At 64.8% G+C, this 14,687-nt stretch carries 11 protein-coding genes; 1 reads left to right on the forward strand and 10 read right to left on the reverse strand.

Annotated features, from left to right (window positions below):
• Positions 1-106 precede the first annotated feature (106 nt).
• The 3 genes from GFD32_RS08025 to GFD32_RS08035 form a co-directional block, all read right to left on the reverse strand.
• A complete protein-coding gene (locus GFD32_RS08025) occupies positions 107-571 on the reverse strand; it encodes a DUF6586 family protein (RefSeq protein WP_163576015.1) in 465 nt (154 codons plus the stop codon).
• Positions 568-3,195: a type I DNA topoisomerase gene (gene topA, locus GFD32_RS08030; RefSeq protein WP_163576016.1), complete on the reverse strand. Its 2,628-nt coding sequence runs from the start codon at positions 3,193-3,195 to the stop codon at positions 568-570. Before topA ends, GFD32_RS08025 begins: the two co-directional genes overlap by 4 nt.
• 365 nt (positions 3,196-3,560) lie before the next feature.
• Complete coding sequence (locus GFD32_RS08035) at positions 3,561-5,960, reverse strand: DUF3141 domain-containing protein (protein ID WP_163576017.1); 2,400 nt, start codon at positions 5,958-5,960, stop codon at positions 3,561-3,563.
• Between the two features lie 338 nt (positions 5,961-6,298).
• Between GFD32_RS08035 and lipA the strand changes: the two genes are divergently transcribed.
• Positions 6,299-7,354, forward strand: a complete 1,056-nt coding sequence (lipA, locus tag GFD32_RS08040) for a lipoyl synthase (RefSeq protein WP_163576018.1) — start codon at positions 6,299-6,301, stop codon at positions 7,352-7,354.
• Here the strand turns inward: lipA and lipB are convergent.
• The 7 genes from lipB to mrdA are packed head-to-tail and all read right to left on the reverse strand — an operon-like array spanning position 7,341 to position 14,678.
• Entirely contained in the window at positions 7,341-7,988 is a 648-nt protein-coding gene (gene lipB, locus GFD32_RS08045; protein ID WP_163576019.1) for a lipoyl(octanoyl) transferase LipB, read from the reverse strand. The two genes, lipA and lipB, sit on opposite strands and share 14 nt — an antisense overlap.
• Entirely contained in the window at positions 7,988-8,296 is a 309-nt protein-coding gene (locus GFD32_RS08050; protein WP_163576084.1) for an HP0495 family protein, read from the reverse strand. The genes lipB and GFD32_RS08050 overlap by 1 nt, the downstream gene beginning before the upstream one ends.
• Positions 8,296-9,492 (reverse strand): D-alanyl-D-alanine carboxypeptidase family protein, encoded by a 1,197-nt coding sequence (locus tag GFD32_RS08055; RefSeq protein ID WP_163576020.1) that lies wholly within the window; start codon positions 9,490-9,492, stop codon positions 8,296-8,298. The genes GFD32_RS08050 and GFD32_RS08055 overlap by 1 nt, the downstream gene beginning before the upstream one ends.
• A 48-nt stretch (positions 9,493-9,540) precedes the next feature.
• Complete coding sequence (locus tag GFD32_RS08060; RefSeq protein ID WP_163576021.1) at positions 9,541-10,491, reverse strand: septal ring lytic transglycosylase RlpA family protein; 951 nt, start codon at positions 10,489-10,491, stop codon at positions 9,541-9,543.
• The gene (gene mltB, locus GFD32_RS08065) at positions 10,488-11,552 is read right to left on the reverse strand and encodes a lytic murein transglycosylase B (protein ID WP_163576022.1); all 1,065 of its coding nucleotides are present in this window, start codon (positions 11,550-11,552) and stop codon (positions 10,488-10,490) included. Before mltB ends, GFD32_RS08060 begins: the two co-directional genes overlap by 4 nt.
• Before the next feature lie 51 nt (positions 11,553-11,603).
• The gene (rodA, locus tag GFD32_RS08070; RefSeq protein ID WP_163576023.1) at positions 11,604-12,764 is read right to left on the reverse strand and encodes a rod shape-determining protein RodA; all 1,161 of its coding nucleotides are present in this window, start codon (positions 12,762-12,764) and stop codon (positions 11,604-11,606) included.
• A 3-nt stretch (positions 12,765-12,767) separates the two neighbouring features.
• On the reverse strand, positions 12,768-14,678 hold the full coding sequence (gene mrdA, locus GFD32_RS08075) for a penicillin-binding protein 2 (RefSeq protein ID WP_163576024.1): 1,911 nt from the start codon (positions 14,676-14,678) through the stop codon (positions 12,768-12,770).
• Positions 14,679-14,687 lie beyond the last annotated feature (9 nt).

Consider the following 14,687-nt stretch of genomic DNA (forward strand, 5'->3'; position numbering starts at 1 on the left):
GATGCGTTCATGGCGTTACGACCCCGTTGGGAAAGGGAATGACCGTCGGCCGAGTGTAAACGAGTGTTTGAAAAATGTCAGCCCGGCGGCTAGGGCTCGCCGCGGGTCACCACTCCTCGCTGGTTTCACGCAGAGAGGCGATCTCGCTCTTGGCCTGAGCCAGACAGTCACGGAGCTCCTCGGCCAGCGCGGCAGCGCTGCCCACCGCGATCATGCCCGGTGCGGTGGCAGGCATGCGGCGTGCCACGCCATCCGACTCGTGCAAGGCCGTGAGCCGGGGCAACAGCCAGGCCAGCCAGCTATCGTCGCGAAGCGCCAATTCGCGCAGACGCTGCAGTTCGGCAATGCCGGCAACCTCGGCACCGAGCAGCTCGCGCCAGTCATGCCGTTCGAGACGGGCATGCTCGGTCACCTCGCGCAGCAGCGATTCCAACGCCAGCTCGACCAGGGCCAAGGCGCCCTCCTCGGCGGCCATGCGCCTGGCCTCGGCGTGCTCGTCGTCGCCAGGCGCCACGTCGAGCAACAGTTCGGCCTGGTATAGCAGCTGGTTGGTACGTCCTCGCGGCGTCACTTGCGTTTGTCCTCCACTCGCCACTGGCCATCGTCGAAGGTGGCCTTCCAGCCCGTCGCCTTGCCGTTCTCCTCGGTCATTACGTACTGCGCCTTGGCCTTGCGCGAGAAGCGGATCTGTGCCGGGCGACCGTCAGGATCCTCGCTAGGCGCGTCGAGCAGGTGGCGGTACTTGCCGGGCAGCTCCTCGGCGTGCGCCCTGAGCTCGCGCACCAGAGGTGGGCGCGTCTCGCGGTTCTTGGGGAACTTGCTCGCGGCCAGGAACAGGCCGCTGGCACCGTCGCGCAGCACGTAGTGGTCATCCACCTTCTGGCAGGCCAGCTCCGGCATGGGAATGGGGTCGATCTTGGGCGGCGCCACCTCGCCATTCTTGAGCAGTTTGCGGGTGTTCTTGCACTCGCTGTTGGTGCAACCGAAATATTTGCCGAAGCGCCCGCTCTTGAGCTGCATTTCGCTGCCGCACTTGTCACACTCGATGGTCGGGCCGTCGTAACCCTTGATGCGGAAACGCCCCTTCTCGACTTCGTAGCCGTCGCAATCCGGGCTGTCGCCGCAGATGTGCAGCTTGCGCGTCTCGTCGATGAGGTAGCTGTCCATGGCCGTGCCACACTTGGGGCAGCGGTGCTTGGCGCGCAGCGCCTGGGTCTCGGCCTCTTCGTCGGCGTCGGCGGCCACGGCTTCCTCGCCGGGCAGCAGGTCGATGGTCGTCTTGCAGCGCTCCTTGGGCGGCAGGTTGTAGCCACTGCAGCCCAGGAAGACGCCCGTCGATGCCGTACGGATCTGCATCTTGCGCCCGCAGCTCGGACAGTCGATGTTGGTGGGCACCGGTTGGTTGGGGCGCATGCCCGCTTCGCTCTGGGCCGCTTCGAGCTCCTGCTTGAATTCGGCATAGAAGGCATCGAGCAGTTCGCGCCAGTTGCGCTCGCCTTCGGCCACTTCGTCGAGGCCGTCCTCCATGCGCGCCGTGAAGGAGTAGTCCATCAGGTCGGGGAAGGATTCCTTGAGACGCTCGGTCACGATGTCGCCGAGCTTCTCGGCATAGAAGCGGCGGTTCTCGAGCTTGACGTAGCCGCGTTCCTGGATGGTCGAGATGATGGAAGCGTAGGTGGAGGGACGACCGATACCGCGCTTCTCCAGCTCCTTGACCAGGCTCGCTTCGGTGTAACGCGCCGGCGGCTTGGTGAAATGCTGCTGCGGGTCCAGCGCCTCGAGGGTCATTGGCGTGCCTTCGGCCAGATCGGGCAGCGCCTGATCCTCGTTCTTGCCGCTCGGTTTCATCACCTGAGTGTAGCCGTCGAACTTCAGCACCCGTCCCTTGGCCTTGAGCTCGTAGCCGCCGGCCTCCACGACCAGCGTCGTGGAGAGGTACTCGGCCGGCGTCATCTGGCAGGCCACGAACTGTCGCCAGATCAGTTCGTAAAGGCGTTCGGCATCGCGCTCCATTCCGGCCAGGTCGCCGGCGCGCCGCGATACGTCGGAAGGACGGATGGCCTCGTGGGCTTCCTGAGCGCCCTCCTTGCTGGAATAGCGATTGGGAGACTCGGGCAGGTAACGGCCGCCGAACTCGCCATCGATGAAATCGCGCACGCTGGCAATCGCATCGTTGGAGAGATTGGTGGAGTCGGTACGCATGTAGGTGATATAGCCCGCCTCGTAGAGGCGCTGGGCCAGCGTCATGGTCTTCTTCACCGAGAAGCCCAGGCGTCCGCTCGCCGCCTGCTGCAGCGTGGAAGTGATGAAGGGCGCGTTCGGCTTCGAGCGGGTCGGCTTGTCCTCGCGCGAGGTGATCGCCAGGCTTGCCTCGCGCAACGCCGCGATACGCTCCAGAGTTTCGGCCTCGGCGGTGGGCCGGAAGCCCTTGCCGTCCTGGCGCACCAGCTCGAAACGTACCGGCTCGCCGTCCGGGGAGACCAGGTCGGCGTGAACGTCCCAGAACTCCTCGGGTACGAAGGCGCGGATCTCGCGCTCGCGCTCGACGATCAAGCGCATGGCCACCGACTGCACGCGACCCGCCGACAGCCCGCGAGCGATCTTGGCCCACAGCAGCGGCGACAGCATGAAGCCCACCACCCGGTCCAGAAAGCGCCGCGCCTGCTGGGCCTCGACGCGGGGAATGTTCAGCGTGCCGGGGTCCTGAAAGGCATCCTTGATGGCATTCTTGGTAATTTCGTTGAACACCACACGCTTGTAGCGAGACGCCTCGCCGCCGATGGTCTCGCGAAGGTGCCAGGCGATGGCCTCCCCCTCACGGTCGAGATCGGTGGCAAGGTAGACGGCATCGGCCTTTTCAGCGAGTTTGGCCAGCTCGGCCACCACCTTTTCCTTGCCCGGCAGGATCTCGTAACGAGCCTCCCAGCCGTGCTCAGGGTCGATCCCCATGCGCCGGATCAACTGTTCGTTCGCCTTGCGCTGCTTGTAGGCGGCCTTGTCTTCCGGCGACATCTTGCGCGTCGCAGCGGCCTGGCGAGCCCGTTCCTTCGGGTCGCTGGCCGTCTTGCCCGAGCCGCTGGTCGGCAGGTCGCGGATGTGACCCACGCTCGACTTCACGATGAACTCGTTGCCGAGATACTTGTTGATCGTCTTGGCCTTGGCCGGCGACTCGACGATGACCAGTGACTTGCCCATAGTGCTCCACTTTGTGCAGGGCGGGACGACGGATCCCGCCTGACGGTTTACGTTCGCGCTTCCTGACGAACGCCTGACGAACGTTGCCTGCAGGGTGCAAAATTCGCTTACCCTACCCCAGGCATCGACTCAGTGCCAGTCGCGGCCGACGCAGTAGAGGGCAATCGCAGTTGAACGCGACGAGGGGCGCCGGGACCTGCCGACGGATCAGCCCCGAGCCAACTTGCTAACGGCGATGGCCCTGCGACGCAGTATCGGAGAGCCTAGACCGCGTGCCAGGATCGCCGCAAGCATCCGGAAACCATGCAGAGCGCCCCCTCCGGAATGCCGGAGGGGGCGCATCGTCCAACCCACGTCAGGGTCGCTCAGCGTCTGCGCGAGCGGCGTCGAACCGGCGTCCTGGCCGCCTGTGTGGCGGCACCCTCGCCCCCCGCGCTCGCCGCATCGCGGGCAACCGGTTTCTTCCACTGATCGAGCAGCCCCTCGACTTCGCCTCGGGCCAGAGAGTGGGCACGGGCGCCGCTCTCGAGCTCACCGTACACCTCGGCCAGCGCCTCGGGGCACTCTCGCGGCACCGCCGACTCCAGAGCTTGCAAGAAGAGCGTCTTGATGTGCTCGTAACGTCGGCGCGCATGTTCGGACAGCCCCCCACTGGCGGCGAGGACGTGATCGATGTGCGCCAGATGGCCCTCGATCGCCTCGGTGCTTTCGCCGTGCAACAGTTCGGGGATCGCGGCCAGTGCCGCTTCGCGGTAGTGCTTGAGAATGAAGAACTGCTCGCGCACCAACCGCTTGAAGTCGGCCAAGGAGCTGGCGGGCTCCAGTTCGGCCCGCGAGGCCCGCAGACGTTTGAAGTTGCGCTCGTCGGTGGTGGGCGAACCTCCCAGCACGTGAATCACCGAACGCATCACCGCTGCATGGCTGCCTCCCTTGGCAATGCGCCCTTCGAGTTCGAGCTGACGCTGCTCGAGGAAACGCAAGTGCTCCGGCTCGCGCCCGGGGCGCCGGCGCTGCGCATAGGCATCGCCGTACAACCCTACCATCGCCTGGAGCTGCGGCTGACCGTAGACATCCAGGAAGAAGCGCTCGGTGCTCTGGTCGCGCAGTACGCGCCAGGCATCGAGGCTGCGCGAAATCTGGCTGGAGGCTGCCTGCTCGAGCATGCGAAAGAGGTTTCCTTCCGCCACTGGATGGCGGTCCTGGCGAACCCAGTCGGCCAATACCGGCAGCGGCACCGACAGCGGATTGCGATCGGAAAGCAGCTTGTAACCCAGGCGTATGGGATGCATGCGGCGGATCCAGCGCGAGGCTTCGGGTGTCATCGCCGCGCGTATCCAGGGCTGGACGAAGAGCCGATAGAGGCCCAGGTTGATCTGCGAAACCCGCGCCACCGTGGCGAAACGGGTATCGTCCTCTTCGCGATGATGGATCTCGCGATTGAGTCCCTCGATGGAACGCGCTTTGAATTCCAGCAGGTAATCGCGTTCGATGAGGTCCGCATCGCTGCGCTCGGCAGCGCTCGACACCTTGGTTTCGTAGAGCCCCGGAGGCAAGACATCGATGTAGTCGATGTTGGCGGTGAATTCGGTATGCTCCTTACGCGATACGTTGCCCGACACGAAGATGCCCAGATGGCCGGTGGTATCGTGCACGCAGTAAACGATGGTCTGACCACTGGCAACGATGTCGTCGGCGTCCTCGTACAGGTCGCGGATCCAGCCCAGAGCCTGCGGTGGCGGCGTGATCTCGTCGCCTCGCGAGCAAAACACCACCACCGGCGAACGCACGTTGCGCAGGTCGATGCGCCGCCCATCGGAGGTGGCCAGTTGAGCCGTGGAGAGACGGTTGCCGACGAAGAGATTGTCGACGATGTACTGAATCTCCTCGCCGCCAAGCACCACGTGACCGCCCCACCAACGCTCGAAATCGAGATAGCGTTCGGCCTCGCTATCGACCTGGGCATAGAGTCGATACTGCTTGTCCCACCAGGTATTGGCCGGATTCAAGCGCTCGAAATTCTGCACCAGCCAGGCCCCGTCGAAGAGCCCGCTGCCGATATCGCTGACCAGAGCGGTGAGCCAGCTGCCGCCGGTCATGCCGCCAGAGTAGCGCATCGGCGCATGGCCGCGCTCCCCGGCCCAGTAGGAGAGTGGCGCTCCCGCGATCAGGATAGGGCCAAACACCTCCGGCTCCAGAGCCGCCGCCATCATGATTTGCCAGCCGGCCTGACAGTTGCCCACCACCATGGGCTTCTCCGAGGTCTCGGGATGGCTGGCCACCACATGCCGCAGGAAAGCGACCTCGGCCTCCACGACGTCTTCCACGGTCTGGCCGGGCTCGGGAAACGGCAGGAAGCCGATGAAGTAGCAGGGGTGGCCGGCGCGCAGCGCCACGCCAACCTCGCTGTCGGGCTTGAAGCCGCCGATGCCAGGGCCATGGCCGGCACGCGGATCCACCACCACGAAGGGCCTGGCCTGCAGATCGACTTCCACACCCTCGGGAGGCAGGATGCGCATCAGCTCGTAGTTCACTGGCCGTGGCAGCTGGCGGCCGTCCATCACCACCTCGGCGTCGAAGCCGAGGACGTTGGGTTTGGTCTTTTCGATGTGCTCCAGGTACTGGTTGCCGCGCTGGCGCATCACGTCCATGTAGAGCACGCTGCGTTCGACGGCATCTCGCCAGTAATCGAAGGCGGCGCGGCCGAAACCGAACGGATCCAGAAACGGCAGTGCCTGGGCAGGCGGTATCGGCATCAGGGGATTCATGATCGACTCCATGGTTCGAGGCTCCATGGCTCGTCGGCGACAGGGACATCCTGGCGACGAGATGAAATGTTGCATTGCAACATATGCAGGATACGCCCTCTTCACCGGGTACGCAGCCCCCTGGCAGCGATTTTTTTCATGACGCTGCGTTGCGAACGCATGACTCACCGTTCTGAGTCCCCATGCGCGGCGCCGCGCCAGCGGCAAGCCCGTGACGGCATCCCTGTGCCGCCTGCTGGCGAGTGTGGTAAATTACCGGCCTACGACCAACGTATCGATCGGCCCGCCGCGCCCTCTGCGGCATGGCCCGGCAAATGCCGAGTGGAGAGGCTCACCCTATGAGCGAGGACACCGAAAAACGCATCCCCAGCGGCGAGAAGTTTCGCACCGAGTACGGTTTTGCCGCCATCAAGGATGGCATCAAACAGAGCAAGCCGTCCGCCGGGCACAGCGGCGAACCGGGCCGCAAGCCCAAGTGGCTGCGCGCCCAGATTCCCGGCGGCGAGCGTTTCGAGGCAGTCAAGCGCAACGTCAAGGAGCATCGTCTGAGCACGGTGTGCGCCGAGTCCCACTGCCCCAACATGGGCGAGTGCTGGAGCAATGGCACCGCCACCATCATGCTGATGGGGTCGGTATGCACCCGCGCCTGCCGCTTCTGCGCGGTGGATACCGGCAATCCCGGCGGCTGGCTGGATGCCGAGGAACCGGCCAATACCGCCGAGTCGGTGGAACTGATGGGGCTGCGCTACGTGGTGCTGACCTCGGTGGACCGCGACGATCTCGACGACGGCGGCGCAGGCCACTATGCCGCCTGCATCCGTGCCATCAAGACCAACACCCCCGACGTGGTCGTCGAGGCGCTGACCCCGGACTTCGATGGCGATCCGACCGCCATCGAACGGGTGGTGGATTCCGGCCTCGAGGTCTTTGCGCAGAACGTCGAGACCGTGGAGCGCCTCACCCGTCGGGTGCGCGACCCGCGAGCCGGCTACCGCAAGACCCTCGACGTGCTGGCACACGCCAAGGCCCACAAGCCTGCCGTATTGACCAAGACCAGCCTGATGCTGGGCCTGGGCGAGACCGACGAGGAGATTCTCGCCACCTTCGACGACCTGCGCGCCATCGGCGTGGACATCGTCACCCTGGGCCAGTACCTGCGCCCGACCCGCAACCATCTGCCGGTGGAGCGCTGGGTCAGTCCAGAGGAATTCGAGCGCTATCGCCGCTTGGGACTCGAGAAGGGTTTCATGGAGGTCGCCTCGGGGCCGTTGGTACGCTCCAGCTACCGCGCCGACCGCGTGTTCGAGAAGAACAACTTGGGCCTGGCAGCTCCCTCCGAAGTACCGGGACAGCAAGCCGATCCCAACCGGATCGACGCCATCAACGTGGGCTGAGCCTCTCTCGCCCCAGTTCGAGCGCCAGGCACTCGGCCAGGCGCTCGCCCACCGTTGCCACTCCGGGGCAATCGTCAACCAGATCCGCCAGTCGCGTCATTGACATGCCGGCATGACCGCAGGGATTGATGCGCGAAAACGGCGCAAGGTCGCCGTCGACGTTGAGCGCCACGCCGTGGAAGCTCGCTCCGCGACGAATTCGCAGCCCGAGCGAAGCGATTTTGGCCTGTCCAACGTAGACCCCCGGCGCATCGGGCCGCGCCCTCGCCGTCACGCCTCGCTCCGCGAGCAGGGCGATCACCGCATTCTCGATGGCGCTCACCAGGTCGCGCACCCCGAGGCGGGCACGGCGAACGTCGAGCAGCGGATAGAGTACCACCTGCCCCGGCCCATGATAGGTCACCTGACCGCCGCGATCGGTCTGCACCACCGGGATGTCGCCCGGCATCAGCACATGCTCAGGCTTGCCGGCCCGCCCCTGAGTGAACACCGGATCGTGCTCCACCAGCCAGAACTGATCGGGCGTATCGGCAACACGCGTGTCGGTGAGTTCGCGCATCGCCTGCCAGACCGGCTCATAGGCGCGCCGACCGAGGCGATGCAGCTCGATGGGCGGCGGGGAATCGGCCGTCATCACACCACCATGTGCACGCGGCCGGTCGCCTTGAGCTCGGCGAACAGCGTCTTGAGCTGCGCTTCACCGGTGGCGCGCAGCGTCAAGCGAACCGATTGGAAACGGCCCTGGCGGCTCTCCACCACCTCGAGGGAAGAGGCATCGAAGGAGCTATCGTGACGGGTCACCACTTGGCAGACGATGGCAGCGAAATCCTCGCTGGCATCGCCCACCACCTTGATCGGATAGTCGCAGGGAAAGTCGATCTTCGCTGGCTGACGCGGAGCGCTCGTGGCGACACGCAGGTCTCGCAGGCGTTTGTCACTCATCATCCGAACCACTGCTCGTAGAGATTGCTGAAGAAGCGCTGCACCCGATCCAGCAGGCGCTTGACGAACCCGCCCTCGGCGATGCTTTCCAGGGCCACCAGCGGCTGCTCGCCGACCACTTCGTCACCCAGCATCACCTGAAGCGTACCGACCTCTTCGCCGGCCGCCACCGGTGCAGTGAGGTCGGCCCGCAAGTCCAGATGCGCGCCCAGTTCCTGGTTGCGCGAACGCGGCACGGTCATATGCACGTTCTCGTCGACACCGACACGCAACTCGTTCTTCTCGCCTCCCCAGATGCGCGGCGAGGTGAGCACGGCGCCCTGGTCGTAGAGACGCAGCGTCTCGTAGTAGCGAAATCCGTAGCTGAGCAGTTTCTGCGTTTCCTGGGCACGTGCTTCTTCCGAACTGGTGCCCATCACTACCGAAATCAGCCGCATTTCGTCACGCTCGGCCGATGCTACCAGGCAATAGCCTGCCTCTTCCGTCCAGCCGGTCTTGAGACCGTCGACGCTGGGGTCACGCCATAACAGGCGGTTGCGATTGGGTTGCGAAATACCGCCGTAGCTGAACTCCTTCTGGGCATAGGTCGCATAGTGCGAAGGATAGTCATTGATGATGTGCTCCGACAGCAGGGCCAGATCTCGCGCCGTGGAGTAGTGGTTCCCGTCGGGCAGTCCGGTAGCGTTGACGAAATTGGTGTTATGCATGCCCAGGCGAGACGCATGCTGATTCATCATGTCGGCGAAGGGTCGCTCGCCGCCGGCCAAATGCTCGGCGATCGCCACGCTGGCATCGTTGCCCGAGACGACGATGATGCCCTGCAGGAGATCCGCCACCGATACCAGAGTGTCGACCTCGATGAACATCTTCGAGCCGCCCGTACGCCATGCCTGTTCACTGATGGGCACCGTGTCGTCGGGCTGGATGTTGCCGCGATCGAGTTCGCGCTCCACCAAGTAGGCCGTCATCAACTTGGTCAGGCTAGCCGGCGGCAGGCGTTCGTCGGCATCGTGCTCGGCCAGCACACGACCGCTATCGGCATCCATGAGTATCCATGACGTGGCGGCCAGCTGTGGCGGGGCAGGGATCATCGTCTGTGGCACCGGTACCGACTGGGCCAGCGCCTGAGAAGCGACCAGCAGCAGGCTCAGCAGCATCAGTCGCCATGGGGGGAAAGCGGGGGTCGACACTCTCATGGTGTTGGGTCTCTTCACATCATCGGGGTTCAGGGGGGAGGAGCACCGTCAGTCGGTGCCCTTGACGATAAAACTCTGGGAAAAACCCGCGCGACGCAGCTCATCACGGACTGGAGCGACCTGGCCGGCATGGGCCAGGGGGCCGACCTGCACCCGGTATACGCCGGTGCCACTGGCAACCCGGACCGGACGTGACAGCTCTTCCTCGAGCTGAGCCTTGAGCTGGCGGGCATTGTCTACCGAACCGAGCGCCGCCACTTGCAGGTATAGGGGGCGCTCTTCCGCGGCCCCACTTTCCCGCTCGTCGGCACTCGCGGTTGGCGACGGCGTCGCCACGGCCTGGGTCAGCGACTGACCAGCATCGCGCGCGGGGGCAGCAGCCACCTCGCTTGCCCCACGCGCGCCGGGACGATTCTCCGCCAGCCACGCCTCAGGGTCGATGGCCTCGACTGTCACTCGCCCGGTACCCTGCTCCAGAAAGCCCAGCCGTGCAGCGGCGGCATAGGAAAGGTCGATCTCACGATCGCTATGAAAGGGGCCACGATCGTTGACGCGCACGATCGCCGAACGTCCTGTGTCGCGACTCGTCACCCGGACGTAGCTGGGCAGCGGCAACGAGCGATGGGCGGCGCTCATCTTGTACATGTCGTAGATCTCGCCATTGGAGGTGGCATAGCCGTGAAACTTCTCCCCGTACCACGAGGCCGTGCCTTCACGGGAGTAGCCACGAGCATCGGGCAATACGTGATAGGTCTTGCCCCAGACCCGGTAGGTTTCACGGTTGCCACCTGCGGACGGCGGCTCTACGCGCGGTACGGCATCGGGAATCTCGCTGACGTCCGGCGGCTGTTCAGGATAGGCATCGCCGCTGAGAGCATAGCGTCCATCGCTGGACGCCGGTTCCGTCGTCCCGCGCTCCACCGACGGTTGCGATCCCCCACGACCGGCGCAGCCAGCGAGCAACGTCACCAGGACCAAGCCGATCAGCGCGACTCTCATGCATCCTCCTCACGCTCGCTGCGAGTGGCTTCGAGGCGGTGCGGCGCAAGTGATCGACTCGCTTCGATCGCTTCGGCCAGCTCGCTCACCGCCATGGCATACAGGTGACTGTGATTGTACCGCGTTATCACATGAAAATTGTCTCGCCCCAGACGATAACGCCAGGCCGTCTCACTCGTCTCCAACGCCAAGGGGATGACCTTCTGATCGTCGCCCAGCGCCGCTTCGGTGACCACACCCGTCTCACGCAGTTCCACCATGCTGACATAAGGGGGTGACGTACGATTGAATGCGATCGCTGCGGGTGGAGCCGTAGGCCCCTCAGCCTCATGGTAGATCGGCTCGCCCGGCTGCCAACCGTGCTCGGCGAAGTAGTTGCCCACGCTGCCGATGGCGTCGACGGGGTTGGCCCACAGATCGCGCTGGCCATCGCCGTCGAAGTCCACGGCATAGGCACGATAGCTGGTGGGAATGAACTGCGGGTACCCCATCGCTCCGGCATAGGAACCGTCGATGCTGCCAGGATCCACGCCCTGTTCATGGGTGATTTCCAGAAAGGCGGCCAGTTCGCCGCGAAAGAAGTCGCCCCGCGAGGGGTGCTCGAAGGCCAGCGTCGCCAGTGAGTCGAGTACACGGTGGCTGCCGGTATGGCGGCCATAGGCCGTTTCGACGCCGATGATGGCCGCAACCACCTCGGGCGGCACGCCGAAGGCCTTCTCGGCCCGCTCGAAAGCCGGCGCGTGGGCGTCGATGAAGGCAACGCCCTGGGCAATGCGTTCGGGGGTCAGAAAGATGGCACGATACTCGTCCCAGCGCAGATGCCGCTCGGCAGCGCCGGCCATGGCTTCCAGAACGTCCGGCTGCATCACGGCCCGACGCAGAGCGGTGGCGGCCCAGTCACGCTCGAGGCCGCGAGCGTCGAGTTCCTCGACCAGGGCACGCGCACCGTCATGACGTGCCGGGTCGAACTCCCCGGCTAGTGTGAGCGCAGAGATCACCCATAGGATCAGAACCGCTACGCCGACGGCGACGCCCTTGTTCCATCTGCCCGCTGGCATCATGCGCTTGCCACTCCTGGAGGGGAAATCACCCGAATGAACCGTCGCCCACGACTAACGAGGCAGGAATCGGCGGTGTCCGTGAATGGACATGAGAATACCGAAACCCGCCATCAAGGTCACGCTGGAGGTGCCACCGAAGCTCACCAGAGGTAGCGGCACGCCGACTACCGGCAGAATGCCGCTGACCATGCCCACGTTGACGAACACGTAGATGAAGAAGGTCAGAATGATGGCCCCGCCCAACAGGCGCCCGAAGGTATCATGCGCCGTGGCAGCCAGCCACAGGCCACGCATGACGATCAGCAGATAGAGAGCGAGCACGACCAGCATGCCGATCAGTCCGAACTCCTCGCCGAGCACCGCGACGATGAAGTCGGTATGCCGCTCGGGCAGAAATTCCAGCTGCGACTGCGTACCCTCAAGCCACCCTTTCCCCCACAGGCCGCCGCTGCCGATGGCCGTGGTCGACTGGATGATGTTCCACCCCGACCCCAGAGGGTCGCTGTCGGGATTGAGGAAGGTCAACACGCGCTGACGCTGGTAATCGTGCAGGTTCATCCACAGCAGCGGCAGTGCCGACGCCGCCAGCACGCCCAGGGCGAGGATGAAACGCCAGGAAAGACCGCTCAGCAGTACCACGAAGATGCCCGCCGTGGCGACGAGCAGTGCGGTCCCCAGGTCCGGCTGCTTGGCAATCAGCACCACCGGCACCCCGATGATGAGGGCACCGACTGTCAGGTCGCGGAGCCGCGGCGGCAGTTCGTGACGGCTCAACCAGGCAGCGACCATCATCGGCATGGCGAGCTTCATCAGCTCCGAGGGCTGGAAGCGAATCACGCCGGGAATCACCAGCCAGCGCTGCGCCCCCATGCCCATGTCACCCACCAGCTCAACGGCAATCAGCATCAGCAGGCCAATGCCATAGGCCAAGGGAGCCCAGCGCAACAACGTCGACGGCGATACCTGCGCCAGCACCACCAACACGCCGGCCGCGACCAGAAAACGCGTCGCCTGAGCGACCACCACTTCCAGGCGCTGCCCGCTGGCACTGTAGAGTACGCCCAGGCCCGCCGCCATGAGCACCAGCAACAGGAACAGCAGCCAGGGATCGAGATGGGCGCGCTCCCAGGGGCCCTTGCGACGCGTCATGCCACTGTTGGGGGGACCCACTGGATAGCCGCGCAGACGCCGACTCAGGTAGTTCAACGGCATGGATCAGTTCCCCGCCACGCTTGCGTCATCGTTTTCCAGCGTCTCGCGCAACTCATCGACATCGGGCACCTCTCCTTCCTCGAGCAGCCAGGCATCGGTCATGGCCCGCGCCAGGTGTGCAGCGTGAGTACTGCCTCCACCGGCATTCTCGACGATGACCGCCACGGCAATTTCCGGCTCTTCCAGCGGAGCAAAGGCCACGAACAGCGCATGATCACGCAACCGTTCAGCCAACTCCTCGGCGTCGTAGCGTTGGTCCTGGCCCAGCGAAAAGACCTGGGCCGTGCCCGATTTGCCGCCCATGCGGTACTGCAGCCCCTCGCCGGTTCGCCGTGCCGTTCCCTCGCGCCCACTGACGACCTTCTCCATGCCGGAAAAAATATGCTCCCACCAGGCTTCGTTCTCCACGCCGATGTCGGGCGGGGTTTCAGGCAGCTCGCTGGGCACCGTGTCTTCGCCGATGCGCCGCGCCAGGCGCGGCTTGACCCACTCGCCGCGATTGGCTAGCACCGCGGTGGCAGTGGCCAGCTGCAGCGGGGTGACCTGCCAATAGCCTTGGCCGATCCCCACCGACAGCGTCTCTCCCGGATACCAGGGCTCTCCGAAACGGCCGCGCTTCCAGTCTCGGGACGGCATGAGGCCAGCACTTTCTCCGTAGACGTCATGGGCCACCCGCTGCCCGAAGCCCAGCGCGCTCATGCGTTCATGCAAGCGGTCGATGCCCAGCTCATGGGCCAGGGAGTAATAGTAGGTATTGTTGGAAACGGCAATGGAGCGCTCCAGGTCGACACGCCCGTGCCCCCAGCGCAGCCAGTTTCGATAGCGCCGCGAATCGTTGGGCAACTGGAAGTAGCCGGGATCGTAGATGGTCTTGTCCGGGGTGACCTCGCCTTCGGTCAGCCCGGCCAGGGCCAGAAACGGCTTGATCGTCGACCCCGGCGGATAATGGCCGCGAATCGCACGGTTGAATAGCGGCAGGTCGAGGTCTTCCTGCAGGGCGCGATAGGTGGTGACGTCGATCCCCGTGACGAAGCGGTTGCTGTCGAACCCGGGCGCCGACACCATGGCCAGGATCTCGCCGGTCTTGGGAGCGATGGCGACGATGGAACCACGACGCTCTTCGAGCAGCTCGTAGGCCAGCGTCTGCAACTCCTTGTCGAGGGTCAGCGTCAAATCCTTGCCAGGTACCGGGTCGGTGCGGCCCAGTTCCTGCAACACCCGCCCCCGTGCGTTGGTCTCCACCTTGCGCAGTCCCGCCTGGCCATGCAGCACGTCCTCATAGAATCGCTCCACGCCGGTCTTGCCGATGAAGTGCGTCCCGGCATAGCGACCGGCATCCAGCGACTTCAGTTCATCGGCATTGATGCGGCCCACGTAGCCCAGCGCATGGGCCATCACTTCGGCATCGGGATAGTAACGCAGCAGCTGCGCCTCCACCTCGACGCCAGGCAAGCGATGACGATTGACCGCCAGTCGGGCGATCTGATCCTCGTCGAGGTCGCTCATCAGCAGCGCCGGCTGAAAGGGGCGCTGGCGCTGGCCGGCACGCACGCGAATGGCTTCGGCCTCCTCCTCCGACAACTCCAGCAACGAGTCCAGGTGGTCCAGGGTGGCATCGATATCGTCGACTCGCTCGCGTATGAGCATCAGATTGTAGGTAGGACGGTTGTCGGCCAGCAGCACACCGTTGCGGTCATGGATCAACCCACGGGTAGGCGGCAACGGCTCGACGCGCACGCGGTTGCTTTCCGAACGCGTGGTGTAGACCTCATGCTGAACCACCTGAAGGTAACCCAGGCGCCCCATCAGCAACCCGGTCAAAGCGATGACCAGTAGCGCCGCCAGCAGCGAACGGGCACGAAAGATGCGCAGTTCGTGCTGGGGATTCTTGAGCGTGTCACGGCGAAGACGCATGCGGTCATT

Origin of the sequence: Halomonas faecis, from assembly GCF_010993975.1 — a bacterium.
GTDB lineage: Bacteria > Pseudomonadota > Gammaproteobacteria > Pseudomonadales > Halomonadaceae > Halomonas > Halomonas faecis.

Excerpts from the sequence above, each read along its gene's own strand:
- topA (WP_163576016.1), bottom strand. The coding sequence starts at position 3,195 with ATGGGCAAGTCACTGGTCATCGTCGAGTCGCCGGCCAAGGCCAAGACG.
- GFD32_RS08035 (WP_163576017.1), bottom strand. The coding sequence starts at position 5,960 with ATGAATCCCCTGATGCCGATACCGCCTGCCCAGGCACTGCCGTTTCTG.
- lipA (WP_163576018.1), top strand. The coding sequence starts at position 6,299 with ATGAGCGAGGACACCGAAAAACGCATCCCCAGCGGCGAGAAGTTTCGC.
- lipB (WP_163576019.1), bottom strand. The coding sequence starts at position 7,988 with ATGACGGCCGATTCCCCGCCGCCCATCGAGCTGCATCGCCTCGGTCGG.
- GFD32_RS08050 (WP_163576084.1), bottom strand. The coding sequence starts at position 8,296 with ATGAGTGACAAACGCCTGCGAGACCTGCGTGTCGCCACGAGCGCTCCG.
- GFD32_RS08055 (WP_163576020.1), bottom strand. The coding sequence starts at position 9,492 with ATGAGAGTGTCGACCCCCGCTTTCCCCCCATGGCGACTGATGCTGCTG.
- GFD32_RS08060 (WP_163576021.1), bottom strand. The coding sequence starts at position 10,491 with ATGAGAGTCGCGCTGATCGGCTTGGTCCTGGTGACGTTGCTCGCTGGC.
- mltB (WP_163576022.1), bottom strand. The coding sequence starts at position 11,552 with ATGATGCCAGCGGGCAGATGGAACAAGGGCGTCGCCGTCGGCGTAGCG.
- rodA (WP_163576023.1), bottom strand. The coding sequence starts at position 12,764 with ATGCCGTTGAACTACCTGAGTCGGCGTCTGCGCGGCTATCCAGTGGGT.
- mrdA (WP_163576024.1), bottom strand. The coding sequence starts at position 14,678 with ATGCGTCTTCGCCGTGACACGCTCAAGAATCCCCAGCACGAACTGCGC.